21 protein-coding genes and 1 riboswitch are annotated in these 20,208 nt (G+C 63.0%); of the genes, 14 read left to right on the top strand and 7 right to left on the bottom strand.

The genetic code is table 11. From position 1 onward, the window contains the following. The first annotated feature begins 124 nt into the window (after positions 1-124). From DQ397_RS10060 to DQ397_RS10050, 3 genes are all read left to right on the top strand, one after another. On the top strand, positions 125-1,051 hold the full coding sequence (locus DQ397_RS10060) for a LysR family transcriptional regulator (RefSeq protein ID WP_043211632.1): 927 nt from the start codon (positions 125-127) through the stop codon (positions 1,049-1,051). Positions 1,052-1,236: 185 nt separating this feature from the next. Next, positions 1,237-2,391 (top strand): cysteine desulfurase family protein, encoded by a 1,155-nt coding sequence (locus DQ397_RS10055; RefSeq protein WP_043211631.1) that lies wholly within the window; start codon positions 1,237-1,239, stop codon positions 2,389-2,391. 146 nt (positions 2,392-2,537) lie between these two features. Beyond that, positions 2,538-3,998, top strand: coding sequence for an MFS transporter (locus tag DQ397_RS10050; RefSeq protein WP_043211629.1), 1,461 nt, complete (start codon positions 2,538-2,540; stop codon positions 3,996-3,998). A gap of 9 nt (positions 3,999-4,007) precedes the next feature. Here DQ397_RS10050 and DQ397_RS10045 read toward each other — a convergent pair whose 3' ends face one another. Further along, positions 4,008-4,661, bottom strand: coding sequence for an oxygen-insensitive NAD(P)H-dependent nitroreductase NfsB (locus DQ397_RS10045; RefSeq protein WP_043211626.1), 654 nt, complete (start codon positions 4,659-4,661; stop codon positions 4,008-4,010). A 102-nt stretch (positions 4,662-4,763) separates the two neighbouring features. Here DQ397_RS10045 and DQ397_RS10040 point away from each other — a divergent pair, with 102 nt between their 5' ends. Further along, positions 4,764-5,660 (top strand): LysR family transcriptional regulator, encoded by an 897-nt coding sequence (locus DQ397_RS10040; protein ID WP_043211624.1) that lies wholly within the window; start codon positions 4,764-4,766, stop codon positions 5,658-5,660. Between the two features lie 57 nt (positions 5,661-5,717). Here the strand turns inward: DQ397_RS10040 and DQ397_RS10035 are convergent, their stop codons facing one another. Both DQ397_RS10035 and thpR read right to left on the bottom strand, forming a co-directional pair. After that, entirely contained in the window at positions 5,718-6,917 is a 1,200-nt protein-coding gene (locus DQ397_RS10035; protein ID WP_043211665.1) for a sugar transporter, read from the bottom strand. A gap of 148 nt (positions 6,918-7,065) precedes the next feature. After that, positions 7,066-7,611 carry an RNA 2',3'-cyclic phosphodiesterase gene (gene thpR, locus DQ397_RS10030; RefSeq protein ID WP_043211621.1) on the bottom strand — a complete coding sequence of 182 codons (546 nt, stop codon included), beginning with the start codon at positions 7,609-7,611 and terminating at the stop codon, positions 7,066-7,068. A 170-nt stretch (positions 7,612-7,781) separates the two neighbouring features. Between thpR and lpxO the strand changes: the two genes are divergently transcribed. From lpxO to DQ397_RS10005, 5 genes are all read left to right on the top strand, one after another. After that, positions 7,782-8,681 (top strand): lipid A hydroxylase LpxO, encoded by a 900-nt coding sequence (gene lpxO / locus DQ397_RS10025; protein ID WP_043211619.1) that lies wholly within the window; start codon positions 7,782-7,784, stop codon positions 8,679-8,681. Positions 8,682-8,788: 107 nt separating this feature from the next. Then, on the top strand, positions 8,789-9,133 hold the full coding sequence (locus tag DQ397_RS10020) for a carboxymuconolactone decarboxylase family protein (RefSeq protein WP_043211617.1): 345 nt from the start codon (positions 8,789-8,791) through the stop codon (positions 9,131-9,133). A gap of 76 nt (positions 9,134-9,209) precedes the next feature. Continuing rightward, positions 9,210-9,779, top strand: coding sequence for a GNAT family N-acetyltransferase (locus DQ397_RS10015; RefSeq protein WP_043211615.1), 570 nt, complete (start codon positions 9,210-9,212; stop codon positions 9,777-9,779). A 47-nt stretch (positions 9,780-9,826) separates the two neighbouring features. After that, positions 9,827-10,032: riboswitch (cobalamin riboswitch) on the top strand. Positions 10,033-10,146: 114 nt separating this feature from the next. Then, the gene (locus DQ397_RS10010; RefSeq protein WP_043211613.1) at positions 10,147-12,270 is read left to right on the top strand and encodes a TonB-dependent siderophore receptor; all 2,124 of its coding nucleotides are present in this window, start codon (positions 10,147-10,149) and stop codon (positions 12,268-12,270) included. A gap of 81 nt (positions 12,271-12,351) precedes the next feature. Then, positions 12,352-13,572 (top strand): glycosyltransferase, encoded by a 1,221-nt coding sequence (locus DQ397_RS10005; RefSeq protein ID WP_043211663.1) that lies wholly within the window; start codon positions 12,352-12,354, stop codon positions 13,570-13,572. Positions 13,573-13,615: 43 nt separating this feature from the next. Here the strand turns inward: DQ397_RS10005 and cobF are convergent, their stop codons facing one another. Further along, a complete protein-coding gene (cobF, locus tag DQ397_RS10000) occupies positions 13,616-14,365 on the bottom strand; it encodes a precorrin-6A synthase (deacetylating) (protein ID WP_043211610.1) in 750 nt (249 codons plus the stop codon). Positions 14,366-14,426: 61 nt separating this feature from the next. Beyond that, a complete protein-coding gene (locus DQ397_RS09995) occupies positions 14,427-15,716 on the bottom strand; it encodes an OprD family porin (protein ID WP_043211608.1) in 1,290 nt (429 codons plus the stop codon). A 358-nt stretch (positions 15,717-16,074) separates the two neighbouring features. On the opposite strand from DQ397_RS09995, the gene DQ397_RS09990 reads away from it, so the two are divergent. The 3 genes from DQ397_RS09990 to DQ397_RS09980 all read left to right on the top strand — a co-directional run bounded on the left by DQ397_RS09990 (position 16,075) and on the right by DQ397_RS09980 (position 17,532). Continuing rightward, on the top strand, positions 16,075-16,437 hold the full coding sequence (locus DQ397_RS09990) for a histone-like nucleoid-structuring protein, MvaT/MvaU family (RefSeq protein WP_043211606.1): 363 nt from the start codon (positions 16,075-16,077) through the stop codon (positions 16,435-16,437). A 224-nt stretch (positions 16,438-16,661) separates the two neighbouring features. Beyond that, entirely contained in the window at positions 16,662-17,183 is a 522-nt protein-coding gene (gloA, locus tag DQ397_RS09985) for a lactoylglutathione lyase (protein WP_043211604.1), read from the top strand. Between the two features lie 100 nt (positions 17,184-17,283). Next, positions 17,284-17,532 (top strand): hypothetical protein, encoded by a 249-nt coding sequence (locus tag DQ397_RS09980; RefSeq protein WP_043211603.1) that lies wholly within the window; start codon positions 17,284-17,286, stop codon positions 17,530-17,532. Between the two features lie 107 nt (positions 17,533-17,639). Here DQ397_RS09980 and DQ397_RS09975 read toward each other — a convergent pair whose 3' ends face one another. After that, positions 17,640-18,461: a shikimate 5-dehydrogenase gene (locus tag DQ397_RS09975; protein WP_043211601.1), complete on the bottom strand. Its 822-nt coding sequence runs from the start codon at positions 18,459-18,461 to the stop codon at positions 17,640-17,642. A 162-nt stretch (positions 18,462-18,623) separates the two neighbouring features. Between DQ397_RS09975 and DQ397_RS09970 the strand changes: the two genes are divergently transcribed. Next, positions 18,624-18,806, top strand: a complete 183-nt coding sequence (locus tag DQ397_RS09970) for a hypothetical protein (RefSeq protein ID WP_043211600.1) — start codon at positions 18,624-18,626, stop codon at positions 18,804-18,806. 126 nt (positions 18,807-18,932) lie between these two features. Here the strand turns inward: DQ397_RS09970 and DQ397_RS09965 are convergent, their stop codons facing one another. Continuing rightward, a complete protein-coding gene (locus DQ397_RS09965) occupies positions 18,933-19,292 on the bottom strand; it encodes a DUF6713 family protein (protein WP_043211599.1) in 360 nt (119 codons plus the stop codon). Between the two features lie 229 nt (positions 19,293-19,521). Between DQ397_RS09965 and DQ397_RS09960 the strand changes: the two genes are divergently transcribed. Beyond that, positions 19,522-20,187: an SOS response-associated peptidase gene (locus DQ397_RS09960; RefSeq protein ID WP_043211597.1), complete on the top strand. Its 666-nt coding sequence runs from the start codon at positions 19,522-19,524 to the stop codon at positions 20,185-20,187. Positions 20,188-20,208: the final 21 nt, after the last annotated feature.

Here is a 20,208-nt window from a genome sequence, read left to right as displayed (position 1 = left end):
AGGCTTGAGAACATGAGCCAGAGCCTAGAGCACCGAGGCGCTATCCACCTAGTCTATTTTCCGCGTGTATTAACATTCATAAGCAATATATGATCGGCCGATAATTCCTATAAAGAGCAGCGCCATGAACCTCAGCAAGGTCGACCTCAACCTGTTCATCGTCTTCGATGCCATCTACACCGAAGCCAACCTGACCCGTGCCGGGCAGATCGTCGGCATTACCCAGCCTGCCGTGTCCAACGCCCTCTCGCGCCTGCGCGAAACCTTCAACGACCCGCTGTTCGTGCGCACCGCCCAAGGCATGGTGCCCACACCAATGGCGCAGAACATCATCGGCCCGGTGCGCAACGCCTTGGCCTTGCTGCGCACCTCGGTGCAGGAAAGCCGTACCTTCAACCCGCAGCAGGCCAACAAGACCTTCCGCATCAGCATGACCGACCTCACCGAGGCGGTGATCCTGCCGCCGTTGTTCCAGCGCCTGCGGCGCCTGGCCCCGGCGCTGGTGATCGAAAGTTTCCTGTGCAAACGGCGCGAGACCACCAAGGAACTGGCCGCCGGTCACCTGGATTTCGCCGTGGACGCCCCGCTGAACATCGACCCGCAGGTGCGCCACGTCAAGCTCATGCAAGATCGCTTCGTTTGCGCAATGCGCCCCGGCCACCCACTGATCGAAGGCAAGCTCACGCTCGACAGCTACCTTGCCCTGACCCACATCCACATCTCCAGCCGCCGCAACGGCCTGGGCTATGTGGACCTGGCCCTGGGCAAAATGGGCCTGCAGCGCAAGATCGCCCTGCGCTCACAGCATTACTTGATGGCTTCGCAGGTATTGCAACAGACCGACATGGTGATGACCGTCCCCGAGCGCTTCGCCCGCCGCCATCAATTGCGCCACTTGCCGCTGCCGGTCGAAGTGCCGCCGCTGGAAACCCACTTGTACTGGCACGAAAGCACCGACCAGGACCCGGCCAACCGCTGGATGCGCGAGCAGATCATCGACCTGTGCGAACGGGTGACGACGGAAGAAGAAAAGCAGCCCCTCTCGGCCTGAAGCTCTGCCCGGAAGGCCTCCCGCTCCCTAGTTGGAGAAATTTTTCCTACACGAATCGACTCCAGAGAAAAATTGATCCTCAAGCCAGAGCACAATCGGCCAACAAGGCAAAAAGCATCTCCGCCCGCTGGGTACGATGGGACATCGATCGCCACTTCACGGCAACTTGCACGGACCCGCCCATCATGCCCAGCGCCCCCCTCTACTTCGACTACGCCGCCACCACTCCTGTCGATGCCCGCGTCATCGAGGCCATGATCACCTGCCTTGGCCACCAAGCGCATTTCGGCAACCCAGCATCCAGCGGCCATGTCTATGGCCAGGCCGCCCGCGAGCTCGTGGAACAGGCTCGCCGCCAGGTAGCCGAGCGCGTAGGCGCAGACCCGACCGACCTGGTCTGGACCTCCGGCGCCACCGAATCCAACAACCTAGCGCTCAAGGGCATTGCCCAATGCGTCGGCCACCCAGGCCACCTGATCACCAGCGAACTGGAGCACAAAGCGGTGCTCGATACCGTGGCCGAGCTCGAACGTCTCGGTTGGACGGTCACGCGCCTGGCACCGGATGCACGCGGGCTGATCCAACCCCAGGCAGTACAGGCGGCGCTTCGCAACGACACCCGCCTGGTGTCGCTGATGGCGGTGAACAATGAACTGGGCACCCTTACCGATTTCGCCACCATCGGCGAACACGTGCGCGCCCATGGGGCCCTGTTGCACGTGGATGCCGCCCAGGCAGTGGGCAAGGTCGCCCTCGACCTCGCGCGTCAGGCGGTCGATCTGATGTCGTTCTCGGCGCATAAGGTCTATGGACCCAAGGGTATCGGTGCATTGTACGTCGGCCCGCGCGCACGCCCGGTGCTGCGCGCCCAGATGCACGGCGGCGGCCATGAGCGCGGCCTGCGGTCCGGGACCTTGGCGACCCACCAGATCGTCGGCATGGGCAGCGCCTTCGCCCTTGCCGGCGGGCCCGGCGACAGCGAGCACCAACGCATCGTCCAGTTCAGCGAACGCCTGCGCCGTGGCCTGCTCGCACTGCCCGGGGTGCGCCTCAATGGCTGCCCGCAACAACGCATTCCCCATACCTTGAACCTGTGCATCGACGCCAAGGGGTTCAACAGCGCGGCATTGGCCAGCGAACTGGCCCTGTCCTCGACTTCGGCGTGCAGCTCGGCGAGCGATGCCGCTTCCCACGTCCTGCTGAGCCTGGGTCTGGACGAAGCCCAGGCACGCAACAGCGTGCGGATCAGCCTTGGGCGCTTCACCTGCGAGGCCGAGGTGGACAAGGCCATCGAGGTGTTCGGGCGGGTGGTGAACGCTGCATCTGTCGCCTTGTGGTGACAGTCCCGACCTGTTCGCGGGTAAACCCACTCCCACAGGCACAGCGGACCAGGTGGGGCGGGTTTACCCGCGAACTGAAATGAACTCCGCCCCCTGAAATGAGCTCCACTGCCAGGCACACACCGCCAGCCTCGGAGCCCCTTCTGGTGACCCAACGCTCGCCCTGCTCTTCGACCGAGCGCCTTTACCATACTGACATTCCCGCCCGTCTCGACCGCCTGCCCTGGACCCGCTTTCATACACTGCTGGTGATAGCGCTGGGCATCACCTGGTTGCTGGACGGCCTGGAAGTCACCCTGGCAGGCTCGGTGTCAGGAGCCCTCAAAGACAGCCCGGCGCTGCACATGAGCAACACCGATATCGGTCTGGCTGGCGCCGCCTACATCGCCGGCGCCGTGCTCGGAGCCCTGCTCTTCGGCTGGCTGACCGACCGCCTGGGCCGGCGCAGGCTGTTCTTCGTCACCCTGGCGCTGTACATCGGCGCTACAGCGGCCACGGCGTTTTCGTGGAACCTGGCAAGTTTTCTACTGTTCCGGTTTCTCACCGGGGCCGGCATCGGTGGCGAGTACACCGCCATCAACTCGACCATCCAGGAGTTCACCCCCGCGCGCTATCGCGGCTGGGTGGATCTGGTGATCAACGGCACCTTCTGGCTGGGGGCTGCCTTGGGTGCGATCGGCGCGGTGATTCTGCTCGATCCGGCCTGGATCGGCGGCGATCTGGGCTGGCGACTGTGCTTCGGTATCGGTGCGCTGCTGGGCCTGGCGATTCTGCTGATGCGCCTATGGATCCCGGAGAGCCCGCGCTGGTTGATGGTCCACGGGCAACCCGAGCGCGCCGAACGCATCGTCAGCGACATCGAACACCAGCTGCGCGGAAGTGGCGCCGTACTGCCATCCCTCGACGCCCCACCCTTGCGCCTGCGCACACGCGACCACACGCCCTTGGGCGAGGTCATGCACAGCCTGTTCGTCGTCCATCGACGCCGGGCCTTGGTCGGCCTGACGTTGCTCAGTGCCCAGGCGTTTTTCTACAACGCGATTTTCTTCACCTATGCACTGGTGCTCACCGATTTCTATGGCGTGCCGTCCGAGCGTATCGGCTGGTACGTGCTGCCGTTCGCCCTGGGCAATTTCTGCGGGCCGTTGCTGCTGGGGCGACTGTTCGATGTGTTGGGCCGGCGGGTGATGATCAGCACCACTTACCTGGTATCCGGTGTGCTGCTGGCCATCAGCGGGTATGGGTTCGAGCAAGGCCTGCTCGATGTCACGGAGCAAACGGCAGCCTGGATGGTGATTTTCTTTTTCGCCTCCGCCGCCGCCAGCTCCGCCTATCTCACCGTGTCCGAGACCTTTCCCCTGGAAATCCGTGCCTTGGCCATCGCCGTGTTCTATGCCTTCGGCACCGGGCTGGGCGGTTTGATCGGACCCGCGTTGTTCGGTGCATTGATCGAGACTGGCGAGCGCATCAACGTGTTGTACGGCTACCTGATCGGCGCAAGCCTGATGATCATCGCCGCGCTGGTGCAAGCACGCTGGGGCATCGCCGCCGAACGCCGCGCGCTGGAGCATGTGGCCAGGCCCCTGTCACAGGAGCCTGACGACTAGCCCCTCGGCTCAGAGGAAGGTGAACACCGTGGAAGCCGGCAGACGCGACTTGTTGAGCCCGGCATTGAAGTCCTGCTCGCTGCGATAGCCCAGGGCGAGCACCACCACACTGGTGAAACCCTGCTCGCGCAGGCCCAGTTCCGCATCCAGCACCTTGCTGTCGAACCCTTCGATAGGCGTTGCGTCCAGGCCATGGGCAGCGGCGCCGAGCAGCGCGGTGCCCAAGGCCAGGTAGGTCTGCTTCTCCATCCAGTGCTGCAGATCCTTCTGGTCGAAGCGGTGCAGATTCACATAGCCACGACGGCTGGCGTCCTGCCCGGCACGGGCCTGCTCGTCGCGGAATCGTCCATCGGCCTGTTCCTGCTCGAGCAAGGCATTCAGGTGCGCTTCGGTCATGTCGGTGCGGGTGCAGAACACGATCACATGGGAGGCGTCGAGGATTTTTGGCGAGTTGTAGGCAAAACGCCCATCAGCGGCCTTCGCCAGGCGCGCCTTGCCCTCGGCGCTGTCGGCGATGACGAAGTGCCAGGGCTGCGAGTTGACCGACGACGGGCTGTGGCGCAATTGTTCGAGCAGCGCATCGACAGTGGCCTGGGGAATGCGGCGTGCGGCATCGTAGGCTTTGGTGGTGTAGCGGCGCTTGGCCAGGGCAACGGTATCCATCAGGACAACTCCTCAAGAGAACGGATGTGTGGCGCATCTTATCTTTCCCGTTAAAAAGAAAAACCCGCACAATGCAGCAACACTTTCATCGCTGGAGTGAAAATGCTGCGTCTTACCGATCTCGAACTGTTCGTGCGTAGCAGCGCCTTGGGCAGCTTCACCGCCGCCGCCCATGAAGCGGGTCTGCTGCCGGGACAAGTGGCGGCAGCGATCAAGCGCCTGGAGCGCGAGCTGGATGTGCGCCTGTTCGCCCGAACCACCCGCAGCCTGCGCCTGACCGCCGAGGGCGAGCTGTACCTGCCCACCGCCCAGAGCGTGCTGGACACCCTGCGCCAAGGGCGCGACAACCTGCACGGCGCACACAGCAGCCTGCGTGGCGTGCTGCAGGTGTCGGCGCCTTCGGACCTTGGGCGCAACATCCTGCTGCCCTGGCTCAGTGCGTTTCGCCGCGAACACCCAGAACTGAGCCTGCGGTTCTTTCTTTCCGACCAGGTCGCCGACTTTTCCCGCGATCCGGTGGATGTGGCTATTCGCTACGGCCTGAACGCCGAGGCCAACTACATTGCCCTGCCCCTGGCGCCCTGGAACCGTCGGGTACTGGTGGCCTCCCCTGACTACCTGGCCCGCCACGGCCGGCCGCGCACGCCCGAAGAGCTCCAGCAGCATGCCTGCCTGCTCTACTTGCAACTGGGGCGGGTCTACGACAAATGGCGCTTGGGCAGCCGCACCGTACAGGTACGCGGCCCACTGTTCAGCGACGATGCCGACGTGGTGCGGCGCTGGGCTCTGGAAGGCGAAGGGATCGTCTATAAGTCATGGCTGGATGTGAGTGCCAACGTGGCGGCGGGCGAGCTGGAAATCCTGATGCCCGAGCACCCCGGCGAGCCCACACCCGTGACTCTGGTGTGCCCCCACCGCAAGCAATTGTCGCCTGCGGTTTCGCAGTTGCATCTGTGGCTACGCGAGCGCTTCGCGGCGTTGCAGCCCGACGACACTTGATGCGATCAGCCTGCTCAGCACCGTCTGCTTCGCCGCCGGATTCAAGAGCGCCTGCGTCTACTTGCCTAACGCCTGGCGAAACCGCGCCGTACTCGCCGCCGCCAGCACCAGCCCCACCACCGCAACGCTGCCACCGACCACGCCGATGTACGTCACATCCAGTTGGCTGCTGACGATACTCCCCAGCAGGGCACCACCGCCGATGCCGATGTTGTAGATCCCCGAGAACAGCGCCATGGCCACATCGGTGGCGTCCGACGCCAGCTTCAGAGTCTTCGATTGCAACGACAGGCTGAAGCTCAGGATCGCCACGCCCCAGACCATGCTCAAGGCCGCGAACACATAGAAATTGCCCGACAGCGGCAGCAACAGCAGCAAGCACGCGGCCAGGGATGCGATGGCCGCCACCAGGAACCCATGGGGGAAGCGGTCGCTGTAGCGGCTGAACAACAGCGACCCGAACACCCCGGCCCCGCCGAACAACAGCAGCAACAGCGTCGTGCGCTCGCCGCCGATCTGCGCAACGTGCAAGGCAAACGGCTCGATGTAGCTGTAGGCGGTGAACTGCGCGGTGATCACCAACGTCACCAGCAGGTAGGTGATCACCAGTGCCGGGCGTTTGAACAGGATCGGCAGGCTGCGCAGGGAACCGGAGTTCTGGCTCGGCAGCAGCGGCAGCGACTTCACCAGGCACAGCAAGGTGGCCAGTGCCACACCGGCAATGCTGAGGAAGGTCACCCGCCAGCCCAAAGCCTCGCCCACCACGCGTCCCAGCGGAATGCCCATGACCATGGCCAAGGTGGTACCGGTGGCCAACAGGCCCAGGGCCTTGGCCTGCTGGCCTGGGGGGGCCACGCGCACCGCCAGCGACGCGGTGATGGCCCAGAACACCGCATGGGACAGGGCAATGCCGATACGGCTGACCAGCAGCATGGCGAAGCTCTGGGACAGCCACGACAACAGGTGGCTGACGATGAACACCAGAAAGACGAACAACAGCAGGCGCCGACGCTCGATGTTGCGGGTGATCAGCATCATGGGCAACGAGGCCAGCGCCACTACCCAGGCATAGATGGTGAGCATCAGACCGACCTGGGCGGTGCTCATGTCGAAGCTGTGGCCAATGTCGCTGAGCAGCGCCACCGGTACGAACTCGGTGGTATTGAAGATGAAGGCCGCCAGCGCCAGGGCGATGACACTGAGCCAGCTGCCGCTTTGCGCGGTGGTGGGCAAGACGCTTGGAGTAGGTCCGTTCATGGATGGGTTGTTGATCTCCGCAGGCAAGACGAAAAGCCACACGCCACGTGCCGATGCTGGCCAGTGCCGTGCGGTTTGTTATTGAAAGGAATGCTCGGCATGGTACGCGTCAAGCCCCTGTCTCACAACCATGAAGCCTGTGCTGGCCTCAGCCTTCCAAAGGCCACTCGGCCAGTGGCCAATAGGCGCCCTTGCGCGACTCGTAGAGCACGAACGAGCGCGCGGCAAGGAAAAACTCCGGCGCCGTGGAAGACTCCGGCACCTGGGCGCGAAAATCGCGGGACAGCGTCAGGTGTGGCCGGTACTCGCGGGTCTGCTCGGCGACGCCCAACGGCAAGGCTGCCTGTTGCAGGGCGTAGACCAACTGACCCAAGGCCGGAGGCGTCTGCTGGGGCTCAAGGACCAAGACACTGGCGCGATGCCACACTTGTAGACGATCCAGCACCAGACGTATCGGCGCCTCTGGACGCTTGAGCTGATCCACGGCGGCGCACAGGGCGGGCACCTGGGCGACATCCACATCGCCTAGAAACAACAATGTCAGGTGAAAGTTCTGCGCCGGCACCGGCTTGCCACTGCGCAGCGCCAGCGCGCGCCGCCATTGGGCAATGGCGCGGCGCTGGGCATCGCTGACCGTCAGAGCGAAGAACAGGCGCTTGAAGGGCTGGCCCTTGTCGCGTTCGACGAATGCCATTGGTCATTCCCTCCTGGAAAAGGTCTAGGCCGGGGCACACGGCACGAACGGGGCTTATCGTACGAATGTCTGCCTGGCAATGTGAGATTAATTCTATAAAGCCGACGCATGATTGTTTATGCTGGCGGGCTCAAGCCACGAAGCATGGCCATCTTGACAAGCAGCCGTCCATGAAAATTGCATTAGTACTTCTATTCGTCCTCTCGATCGCCTATGTCCACCTGCGCGGTCGGGTTCGCCACAAGTTGACCCGCCAGCTGGGCGATCACTCCAGTTTCCTGGCGCCGGTCAACGCCTTCCTGTACCTGTTCTCCAAACACCCGGCCAAGCCCTACTTGCCGGTGGAGGCCTTCCCTGAGCTGCAACCGCTCAAGGACCACTGGCAGGAAATCCGCGAAGAAGCCCAGCAGTTACTGCACGTCGGCGAGATCAAGAAATCCGACAACTATGACGATGTCGGTTTCAACTCGTTCTTCAAGACCGGCTGGAAGCGCTTCTACCTGAAGTGGTACGGCGAGAGCCATCCTTCTGCGATGAAGCTGTGCCCCCGCACCACCGAGCTGCTGCAGGGTATCGGCACGGTCAAGGCCGCCATGTTCGCCACCCTGCCGCCAGGCGCCAAGCTCGTGCGTCACCGCGATCCGTATGCCGGCTCCTATCGCTACCACCTGGGCCTGGACACGCCGAACGACGACGGCTGTTACATCGATGTGGATGGCGAAAAGTACGCTTGGCGCGACGGCGAAGCGGTGGTGTTCGACGAGACTTACATCCACTACGCCGCCAACACCACCGAGCACAATCGCATCATTCTGTTCTGCGACGTCGAGCGCCCGCTCAAGTACCGCTGGGCGACCGCCTTCAACCGCTGGTTCAGCCGCAACGTCATGGCCGCCGCCGCCGCGCCCAACGACGCCAATGACAAGACCGGCGGCATCAACCGCCTGTTCACCCGTATCTACAAGATCCGCGAGCGCGGCAAAGCGCTGAAAAAGCGCAACCGCACCCGCTACTACCTGGAAAAGTGGGCGGTGGTCGCAGCCTTGGTGCTGTTCTTCATCTACATCTGAAATGCCAATGGGCCGCTTCGCGGCCCATCGCGACACAAGCCCGTCCCTTGCCGAAAACTTCGACTAGCCTGAAAGCTCCACTCCGCAACCTTCCCAAGGTGAAGACGATGAGCATGATGGACTGGGACGCCTACCGTAAGCAGTTGATGGCCGGCATCGGCGATCTCAAGCAGTTGTCTCCGGACACCGTGGCCGGCTACATGACCGCCAGCGGCGCCGGTGCCAAGACCAACCACCTCGATGCCAAGACCCGCGAGCTGATCTCCCTCGCCGTCGCCGTGACCACCCGTTGCGACGGCTGCATCGCCGTGCACTCCCAACAGGCGGTCAAGCAAGGCGCCACCCGTGAAGAGATCGCCGAGGCACTCGGCGTGGCCGTGGCGATGAACGCCGGCGCCGCGCTGGTCTATTCGGCCCGCGCCATGGACGCCGTGGGCAAAGCCGGCAGTTGAACCCGACCGGCGTCGTCGCCCTTGCGCGGCGGCGCCAAGCCACCCAGACTTGGCGGTCCAGCCCGCAGGAGCCGCCATGATCCAGATCCGCCCCATGACCCCGGAAGACTTCGACCGTTTCTGGCCGACCTTCCAGGCCATCGTCCAGGCCCGCCAGACCTACGCCTTCGACCCCGCACTGACCTTCGAGCAGGCCCGCCAGCTGTGGCTGGATCTGCCCCTGCGCACCCTGGTGGCCGAGCAGGACGGCGGGTTGCTGGGTTCCTACTACCTCAAGGCCAATGCCGCCGGCCCTGGCAGCCATGTGGGCAACTGCGGCTACATGGTCAGCGAGGCCGCTCGTGGCCGTGGCGTGGCCCGATTGATGTGCGAACACTCACAGAAGCTGGCCCGCCAGGAAGGTTTCCTGGCGCTGCAGTTCAACTCGGTGGTGGCTACCAACGAAGTGGCGGTGGCGCTGTGGCACAAGCTCGGCTTCGAGACCGTCGGCCGGCTGCCCAAGGCGTACCGCCATGCCCAACTGGGGTTGGTGGACTGCCTGGTGATGTACAAATGGCTGGCGGACGAGCCGGTGGTGGAAAAGCCCGCGCTGCTGATCGGGCGCAAGAATATCGAGGCGCGGGTCTCGCGCCGACGCGGGCGCTGAGCCCTCGCCTTTCCCCCGCGCATTGACTGCCCACCCGATCGATGGTCAGATGCGTGCCAGTTTCAGGTGTCCTGCGCCGCCGCGCGCAGGGTGAAACGGGAAGCCGGTGCGTCGTCCCTACGACAAGTCCGGCGCTGCCCCCGCAACGGTAAGCGAGCGAATCCTTCGACAGACCACTGTGCGCCTGCATGGGAAGGTGAAGGCTTCATGACCCTCGCAAGCCCGGAGACCGGCCTGGAACTTCACATTGGCAAACCCGCGGTGGGCGGGCGCAGGCCGGTCTTCGCGCACGCCCCTTGCGTGCGCGTTCGCTTGTCTTTGCGTTGTTTCCACCGGGATCCATTCATTCCTGCAGCAGTGGAACGACATGTCCCGTACCTACACGCTTCATACCTTGGCGGCCTGCCTGGCCGTTGCCCTTCCGGCAGTGGCCGATGAACAGCACAATCCCGTGCTGGCCCTGCCTTCGACGACCATCACCGACACCCACGACGCGCCGGCCATCGATCTGGCCACCCCGACCGATGCCGGATCGCGCCTGAACCTGAGCGCCCTGCAAACCCCGGCCAGCACCAGCACCCTCAGCGCCGAACAGATCGAGCGGCGCAACAACCTCACCGTCCAGGACGCCGTGACCCGCTCGCCAGGCATCAGCTTCACCGGCAGCCCCGGCGATGGCGACACCGGCCTCTCGGCCCGGGGCTTCGAAGGCCATAGCTCGGTGATGACCCTGTTCGACGGCTCGCGCCTGTACAGCGGCGCCGGTACGCTGACCTTCCCGGTCGATCCGTGGATGGTCGAGCGCATCGACATCCTCCGCGGGCCGGCCTCGGTCCTGTATGGCGAAGGCGCCACCGGGGCGGTGGTGAACGTGATTCCGAAAAAACCTTTCGCCGGCGACGTCCACAACCGGCTGCGCTTGGGCTACGGATCCTGGGACCGTCAACAGCTCGGCCTGGACAGCGGCGGCAGCCTGAGCGAGCGTCTGAGCTACCGGATGACGGTCAACCAGCAGGCCGGCAACGGCTGGGTCGACCGTACCGACTCGCGCAGCCTGGCCTTGAGCGCCGCGCTGCGTTTCGACGCCACCGATGACCTGAGCTTCACCCTGGCCCACGAGCGCGGCGATGCAGAACCTGCCAACTACTACGGCACGCCGCTGATCGACGGGCATTACCGCAGCAGTCTGCGCAAGAAGAACTACAACATCCAAAACGACGTCCAGCGCTACCACGACGAATGGACTCGGCTGAACACCGACTGGACCCTCAGCGACAGCGTGTCGGCCAGCAACCAGCTGTACTACATCAAAAGCCGCCGGCATTGGCGCAATGCCGAAACCTACGCCTGGAAGGGTGATCAAGACCGGCTGGAGCGCGGCAGTTTCCTTGAGATCAAGCACAACCAAGAGCAGATCGGCGACCGCCAGAGCTTGACCTTTGACTATGATCTGTTTGGCCTGGCCAGCACGACGCTGGTCGGCGCCGAATACAACAAGATCCGCTTCAACGTCGACAGCAACGCGCCCTACGACGATGGCATCACAGACCCGCTCGACCCTTGGCATCCCGCCCCTGGCAGGTTCCATAGCCTGTCGCCGACACGCCCACAGACATTGTCCACCACTCACACCTTTGCCCTGTTCGCCGAGAACCGCACCGAGCTGACCGAGCGCCTGTCGTTGGTGACTGGTATCCGCCGCGACCAGAATCACATCGAGCGTAACGATCTGGTCAACGACACCCGCAGCGAGCGCAGCCTGCCAGGCGGAAACTGGCGTGCCGGGCTGGTGTTCGCCGTCAACGACGACTTGTCGCTGTACGGGCAATACTCGACCAGCGAGGATGGCGTAGGCGATTTGTTGACCCTGCGCCCGGAGCAACGCTACGACCTGACCGAAGCCAAGCAGACCGAGCTGGGCCTCAAGCAACGGTTCTGGGAGGGCCGTGGCGAGTGGACGCTGGCGGCCTACCACATCGTCAAGAAGAAACTGCTGGTTGCCGACCCCGTGAATCACGGCGTACAGCAAGCGGGCCAACAGACCTCCGATGGCCTGGAGGCGACGGTGGAACTGGCCTTGGCCAACCAGTGGCAGGTCTCGGCCAATGCTGCAGTGGTGCGCGCCAAGTTCGATGACTATCTCGAGAACACCGGAAGCGGCGTGGTGGATCGCGCTGGCAACAGACCGGGCAACGTGCCAAGTCGCACGGCCAACCTGTGGCTGAGCAAGGGGTTTGGACAGGTCGATGCCGGCCTGGGTGTGCGTTACGTGGACCAGCGCTACGACAGCGCGGCCAATGAGAACAGCGTACCTGGCTATACGGTGGTCGATGCCAATCTGGGCTGGCAGGTGTTGCCGGATGTGCGCCTGGGCTTGCAAGTGAACAACCTGTTCGACCGTGAGTACGCGGCGTCCTACGTCTATACCAGCGACCAGTGGCTGCTGGGGGCACCGCGTTCGTACTTTGCGACGCTGGATTACACGTTCTGAAGGCTGGCATGGGGCTGCGCTGCGGCCCCCTGCCCCCGGACATGATTAAATAGCGCCTTTTCCAGCCCAAGGCCCTCCTCCATGCTCCACGTCCTGGTCATCGGCCAAGCCTGGCCCGAACCGCGCTCTTCCGCCGTCGGCGGTCACATGATGCAGATCCTCGAGAGTTTTCTCGCCCGCAACTGGCGCATCACCTTTGCCAGCACCACCGAGCCTGCCGAGCACAAGGCCGACCTCCGCGCCCTGGGCATCACCGAGCTGGCCCTCGCCGGCGACCACGCAAGCATTGCCCACCTCCTCACCGAACAGGCGCCCGACCTGGTGCTGTTCGACCGATTCGAAATGGAAGAGCAATTCGGCGCCATCGTTGCCCGGCACTGCCCCAACGCCCTGCGCGTGCTGGAAACCTCAGACCTGCAAAGCCTGCGCGAGGCCCGCCACCAATTGCTGCGCCGGCGACTGATCGAAGGCTTGGACCCCAACGACTTCCGCGGCCTGTTCAACACCAGCGGCCCCGAGCTGTTCCGCCAGATGGCGCCGAGCGCGCTGGCCCAGCGTGAGCTGGCCGCGATCTACCGCTGCGACCTGTCGCTGATCATCTCGGACGTGGAAACGGACCTGCTGGTCAATGGCTTTGGTGTGCCGGACTACCTGTTGCACTGGTGTCCGCTGATGCTCGACCCTGCGGCCCAGACGTTGCGCCCCTTCGCCGAGCGCGAGCACATCGTGACCATCGGCAACTTCCGCCATGCACCCAACTGGGACGCGGTGCTGTGGATGAAGCACAACCTCTGGCCGATGATCCGCCGCCACTTGCCCGGAGCCCAGTTGCACATCTACGGCGCCTACGCCTCGCCCAAGGCCCAGGCGTTGCACAACCCAGACGAAGGTTTCCACCTGCTCGGCTGGGCCGAGGATGCCTTGCAGGTGATGAGCAACGCACGCCTGTGTTTTGCGCCGCTGCGCTTTGGCGCCGGGATCAAGGGCAAGCTTGCCGACGCCATGCTCTGTGGTACCCCCAGCGTCACCACGCCCATCGGCGCCGAGGCCATGCACGGCGCCCTGCCCTGGCCCGGCGCCGTCGCCGGGACCGCCGAGGCACTGGCGAAAGCCTGCGTGCGGCTCTACAGCGACCAAGCGGCGTGGCAACAAGCCCAGGCGGCCTGCGCCCCCTTGCTCAAGACCCGCTACGACCGCAACCGCCACGCCTTGGCCCTGACCGAGCGGATCGAGCACAGCCTGGCGCATCTGGATGAACAGCGTCTGTACAACTTCACTGGGGCCATGTTGCGTCGGCGTTGAAACCGGGGACGCAAAGCGGCCCCGATTGCCGATCTGTCCCACGTCAGCATTCGCGCCGCAGCAAGTAGGTGTCCATGATCCATCCCTTGCGTCGCCGCAATCGCACCCTCAACTCGAGAATCTGTGCCTTGACCTCTTGCAGCGGCCCAGCGACCAGCACCTCATCCTCGGTCCCCAGGTAGGCGCCCCAATAGATGGTCAATTGCGGATCGTCCAACCCGGCGAAGGCGCACTGCCCATCGAGCATCACCACCACGTTGTCGATCCGTGTCTGCTCGGCCAGGCGCCGCCCAGGCAGCACAGTCAGAGGCTCGCCGATACGATTGAGGGGAATCTGATGGCGCGCGGCCAGGGCCTGCACGCTGCTGATGCCGGGGATGATCTCCAGCATCAAGGCCATGCCCTGTTGGCGAACAAGGTCGAGCACACGCAACGTGCTGTCGTACAACCCCGGCTCGCCCCAGAGCAGGAAGGCGCCGACATCGTCAGGGCCCAGCTCGTCCTGCAGCCACTGGCCATACAAGGCCGCGCGCTGGCGATGCCAGTCCTGCACCGCGCCGAGGTAATCCTGCGCCTGGCCATCGCGCCGCGGGTCGCTCAATTGCACCAAGCGATAACCGCCTTGTGGCACGTAGCGCGCCAGGATGTTTCTGCGCAACTGCACCAGTTCATCCTTGTCGTCGCCTTTGTCGAGGACGAAGAACACCGTGGCGCGCCGCAGCGCATCCACCGCTTCATAGGTGATCTGGCGTGGGTCGCCCGGACCGATGCCAATCAGCAGCACGCGTTTCATCGCCCTGTCCTCCTGCCAACCAGCCGCCATTGTCGAGCGGCCGGCGGCATTTGGCAAAACGCTAGAGAATCGAGAAGTTGTAGCTCACGATCACCCGCGTCTCGTCCATGTCCCGCGCCCATTTTTCATAGTTGCTGCGGTAGGTGGAGTTACGCAGGCGCACGCTCACGTCCTTGAAGGTGCCGCTCTGCACTTGGTACTTGAGCTCGGTATCGCGCTCCCACTCTTTGCCTTCGGCGCTGCTGCCGGGAACCTTGATATGGTCGCCGTTGATGTAGCGGGTGAAGAATGTCAGGCCCGGTACGCCAAGGGCCTTGAAGTCGTAGTCATAACGCAGTTGCCAGGAGCGCTCTTGAGCGGCGGCAAAGTCATTGACCTGGGCGTAGTTGACCAAGTAAGGGTTGCTGCCATCCAGATACGGCATGGCGCTCTGGCCATACATGCGCTGCCAGCCGGCGCTGATCTTGTGCCCACCCAGGCTGTAACCGAGCATACCGCTGAAGGCACGGTGGTCGATTTCACCCGCGCGGGCGTTGCCGATATCGTCGCTCTTGATCAGGCGTAGGTCGGCCGACAGGCTGCCCACCGCCAGAGGCTGGCTGGCCACCAGGCCCAGGAATTGTTGGCGATAGATGTTCTCCAGGCGCGACACCTGGTACTGGCCACTGAGGCGGTCATTGAAACGGTAGTCAAGGCCGGCCAGATCGAAGTGGTCGGCCTCGATGTTGCAGGCATAGCGCTTGTTCTTGCAGTGAACGCGGATGTCCTGGCGGTCGGTGGAGTCCCGAGCGGTGTACTGGTTCAGGCGAGCCAAAGTGAACTTCAGGTCACGCACTTCTTCGGAGGTAAGCATCGCGCCATGGAACATCGTTGGCAGCAGACGGCCATCGTTGTACTTGAGCAGCGGCATATCCGGCATCATCGATCCGTAGCGCAGCACGGTGTCGGACACCTTGACCTTGCCAGCCAGGCCAAGCTTGGCGTACTGATCGGCCGAACCGCGCGGGTCATGGCCCGACGAGGGCAGCAGGCCACTGTTGCTATCGGCCGGGCTGGAATCGAGCTTGAAGCCGACCATTCCCAGTGCATCCACACCAAACCCCACCGGCCCCTGGGTATAACCGGACTGCACATTCAAAATGAAACCCTGGGCCGTTTCTTCGCGTTTGGATGCGCCTTGACTTGAACTGCTGTGGCCATCACGGAAATCCCGGTTGAAGTAGACAGTGCGCGCTTCGACCTTGGCGCTGCTGTCTTCAAGAAAACCGGCGGCCTGGGCATGGGCACCGACACACAGGAACAACAGGCCGGTAAAACGGCGCCCGGGGGCTGAGGAAAACGGGGGAAACATGCGAAAGGAACATCCAGGAAGAAGGCGAAAAACGATCCGGGGCAGCATTGCCCCCGGCACTACGGAACAGCCGACAAACACGACGGCCATCATCTTGAATGATCGTGAAACCCCTCTAGCATGCGCCATTGGACGATAGTCTAAGCACCGCTGAAGAGCAATTTGCAACGCGCTGCGAATAAGGCGCGAAAAACTAACAAAGTTCCGCGATTACTTATAAAAAGTTTGCGGTTTACCCAGTAGTGGACGACGACTACAATCGATATCAGCGAACAGCTGTACCCATCCCCGTGGCCGGCGTTTATTGCTTCTTGTATGTTCGTCACGCCCTGCCACGACACTTACAGGAGTGATGACAGTGTCCAGACTTGCAGAGTTTCGTGCTGCCGAAAAAGCTCTCCAGGAACAAATGGCGCAACTGGAGGCGATGAAAAAGGACGCCGGCCTAAAACGCGAAATCGAATTCGAGCAGAAACTAGTCGGCCTGATGAAAAGCTATGACAAGAGTCTGCGCGACATCGTCGCCATCCTCGACCCGAAGGCAGTGACCAAGGCACCGACCACGGCGCCCAAGCAGCAGCGCCGCCCCCGTGTGGTGAAGGTGTACGAGAACCCGCACACCGGCGAGCTGATCGAGACCAAAGGTGGCAACCACCGCGGGTTGAAGGCCTGGAAAGAACAGTACGGCGCCAAGACAGTGGAAAGTTGGGTACGCCCATGAAACATCAACACCCACTTCACACTTTTTTCACATCGACACGCGCAGTATCGAACCAGCTAAAGGACTAGCGACCCCATCACGCGCCCGCACATGCGGGCCTCTAATTCCAGCGCCCTGCACTCGTGCAGGGCGCTTTCGTTTGCGCTCACGCCTCACTGCCGTATCATGGCTCACCTGTCTTTCCCGCTGGGGCCTTGTGTCCCGGCCTCTCTTCTGGAGTACCCATGAGCCTGCACGATCTGCACGCCCTGCCAGGCGTCACCGCCACACCGGATGCCGCCACCGCCAACTTCGTCTTCAACCACACCATGCTGCGGGTCAAGGACATCGAAAAGTCGCTGGACTTCTACACCCGCGTGCTGGGCTTCAGCCTGGTGGACAAGCGCGACTTCCCTGAAGCGGCCTTCAGCCTGTACTTCCTGGCACTGGTCGATCCGGCACAGATCCCGGCCGATGACGCCGAGCGTCACCAGTGGATGAAGTCGATCCCCGGCATTCTGGAGCTGACCCACAACCACGGCACCGAGAACGACCCCGAGTTCGCCTATCACGATGGCAACACCGACCCGCGCGGTTTTGGCCACATCTGCATCTCGGTGCCGGATGTACGCGCCGCCTGCGAGCGTTTCGAAGCCCTGGAAGTGCCCTTCCAGAAGCGCCTGTCGGACGGCCGCATGAAGCACCTGGCCTTCATCAAGGACCCGGACGGTTACTGGGTCGAAGTGATCCAGCCGACCACGTTCTAAGCCTCGCCCGCCAGGGCACGCTCGTCGGGCCGGGAACTCCCGGCCCCTCGCTGTGGTATATGGAATAAACCGTTTCCAAGCCACAGCGAGGTAAAGGACGATGCAAACCCTTCACTGTGAATACCGCGACCACACCATCACCGCGAGCGTCATGACCCACCCTGGGTCGCCGCTGCCGTTCGCTGCCGGCTGCCTGATCACCGATCCCCAAGGACACACCAGCCGCCGCCTGTCGCTGCCGATGAACATGGCCTTCCTGTCCGACCTGGAGAACGCCCAGCACGCCGCGCTGGCCCATGGCCGCTGGCTGGTCGATCAACAGCTCGACGGTGACCGCCAGGTGTTCTGACGGTTCGAAGACTGCTGCACCCATGGGAGCGGGTTTACTCGCCAAACGTCGACTGATCCACTACCGCTTTCGCGGGCAAAATCCGCTCCCACAACGTCTGCACGGCCCTAAGCCTGCCGCGCATACTCCACCGCCGCCGCCACCTGCGCGTCCGTCGGACGTACGCCGGTATACAGCACGAACTGCTCCAGCGCCTGCAACGCGATCACCTCCAACCCAGTAATCACGGGCTTGCCCAGCGCCTCGGCATGGCGGATCAACGGCGTGCGCGCCGGCATCGCGACCACATCGAACACTTGCTGCGCTGCTGCGATGGCATCCGGGCTAAATGCCAATTCCTCTGCCTCGGGCCCACCGGCCATGCCGATTGGCGTCACGTTCACCAGCATTGGCGGGCACAGGTCGCCCAGCTGCGGCAGCCAGCGATAACCGCACACATCCGCCAGTTGCCGCCCGGCCTGCTCATTGCGCGCCACGATGATGCCTTCGGCGAATCCGGCATCGCGCAAGGCACTGGCCACCGCCTTGGCCATGCCACCGCTGCCGCGCAGGGCGAACGCAGTGCTGGGGTCGACCTGATGGCGTTGGAGTAATTGACGCACCGCCAGGTAATCGGTGTTGTAAGCCTTCAAATACCCGCCTTCGTTGACCAGGGTATTGACCGACTCGATGGCCGCCGCCGAAGGATCGATTTCATCGACCAAGGCCATGCACGCTTCCTTGTAAGGCATCGACACACCGCAACCACGAATGCCCAGGGCGCGGATCCCTGCAACCGCGGCGGGCAGATCCTGGGTGGTCATGGCCTTGTAGTAGTAGTCCAGCCCCAACTGCCGGTAGAGGTGGTTGTGAAAGCGTACCCCGAACGTGCCGGGGCGCCCGGCCAGGGAAATGCACAACACGGTGTCTCTGCTCGGTGGAATCGTCATTGCCCCGCTCTCCTAGGCTGAATCGTTTACGTAGCGTAACAGAGGGACTGCTTCGCACCCGAGTTAACGTTGATATAACTGATTAGCACTATTGAGGAAGTTGATTTCAAGCCGCGCCGGATGCCCGATAAGGTAGCCCCATGTCACACAGGAGGTTCTCAAATGGCCACTATCCAGATCATGTCCGTCATCGGCAGCGCCGTCCCGGCCACCTTGCGTGAACAAGGATTGCTGGCCTGCTGGTACCTGATCCGCAATGGCGAGACCGTCAGCGGTCCACTGACCTCCCGAGCCACCGCCCAGGCCCTTGCCGAGCGTTTGCAGGCCGCAAGCCTGCTGGCCTGACCGAATTTGTTGTGCGTTGCTCCCAAGCCCCTATTGCCCGCCTCCTTGGCGGGCTTTTTTTGCCTGTTGGAGCCACATCCTGTGTGGGGTTTCCCGCGAGAACGTCAGAGAGGCAAGCCCCGGCCTTCATTGCAATGCGGATCGTATTCTGGCCATCAGCCATAGAGCGCTGGCCAAACACAGAATGAGAATGCAGATCGAAGCAGGCAGGTGAAACTGATGAAAGCCAGCCAAGCCGAAACCGGTATGGATAAAGACCGTAAGCAGGCCCAGGCCGGCACACACTTTAGCGAAGACCATGGCGTTGGCCGTACCCAGCAAAACATTTCGATAGCCAACCAGCAATACGGGGATTGCCAAGCTATTGAACAGCAAAAAGCCCTGCACCCCGCCAGGCAGGAAAAACATCTCCCATTCCTGCCAGTACGCGGCATCTATCTGATGAAGGATGAGCGCAAGCATCGTGACAAAATAGCTTCTTTCCATTTAAGCAATCCCTTCAAGCCAGTGAGGATCATCCCTGCGTAAAGCGTTGGCGATGATAGGAGCTGCGACGACGAAACGCTAATTCACCCACTGCGGTGCCCGTAAAGCACAGGCCTGACCAGGACGGCTAAAATCTTGACCCGCGAAAGGGCCTCAAAGACAGTGAGGCGAGAGATCGGGCAGGTTGAGCAGAAGGCTATGCTTATTGGCTAACCGGGAGGGAAGTCAGATGTGCGGAAGGCTCAGCCAGTACCGTGGCATACACGACTTCGTCGATACGCTGAGCATGCCTGGGGTTTGGCGCGACACCATTGGCGACCAAGCCATGGAGTGCTACAACGTGGCGCCCACCACGCAGGTAGCCGTGCTGCGAATGGATGACGCAGGCCTGCGGGCGGATCTGGTGAGGTGGGGATGGCGGCCGCACTGGGCGACCGATCGAGCGCCGCCGATCAACGCCAGAATCGAGAAGGTCGCCCACGGGCCATTCTTCCGGGCAATCTGGCCGCATCGGGCGATCACGCCGGTGGACGGGTGGTATGAGTGGGTCGATGAAGGCGGGCCAAAGAAGCAGCCCTACTACATCCGGCGTCGGGACGGGCGACCCGCCCTATGTGCCAGCATCGGCCAGTTCACCGGCAGTGAGCACGACGGCTTCGTGATCATCACCGCCGACGCCCAAGGCGGCATGGTCGATGTGCATGATCGGCGACCGGTGGTTCTGGCCCCAGGACCAGCCAGAGCCTGGGTAGACCCTGCATTCCAACCAGAGCATGCCGAGCAAATGGCGTTGAACCTGGGCGAACCCGCTGAAGAATTCGAGTGGTTCCGGGTGAGCGCGGCCGTGGGCAACGTCAGAAACCAGGGCCCGGAGCTGATCAAGCCGATTCAGTGATGGCTGTCGCGCTTCCCTCGG

Origin of the sequence: Pseudomonas sp. CK-NBRI-02, assembly GCF_008124495.1 — a bacterium.
GTDB lineage: Bacteria > Pseudomonadota > Gammaproteobacteria > Pseudomonadales > Pseudomonadaceae > Aquipseudomonas > Aquipseudomonas guariconensis.
The sequence above is the reverse complement of the archived record's forward strand: the minus strand, read 5'-3'. Positions and strand labels throughout refer to the sequence as shown.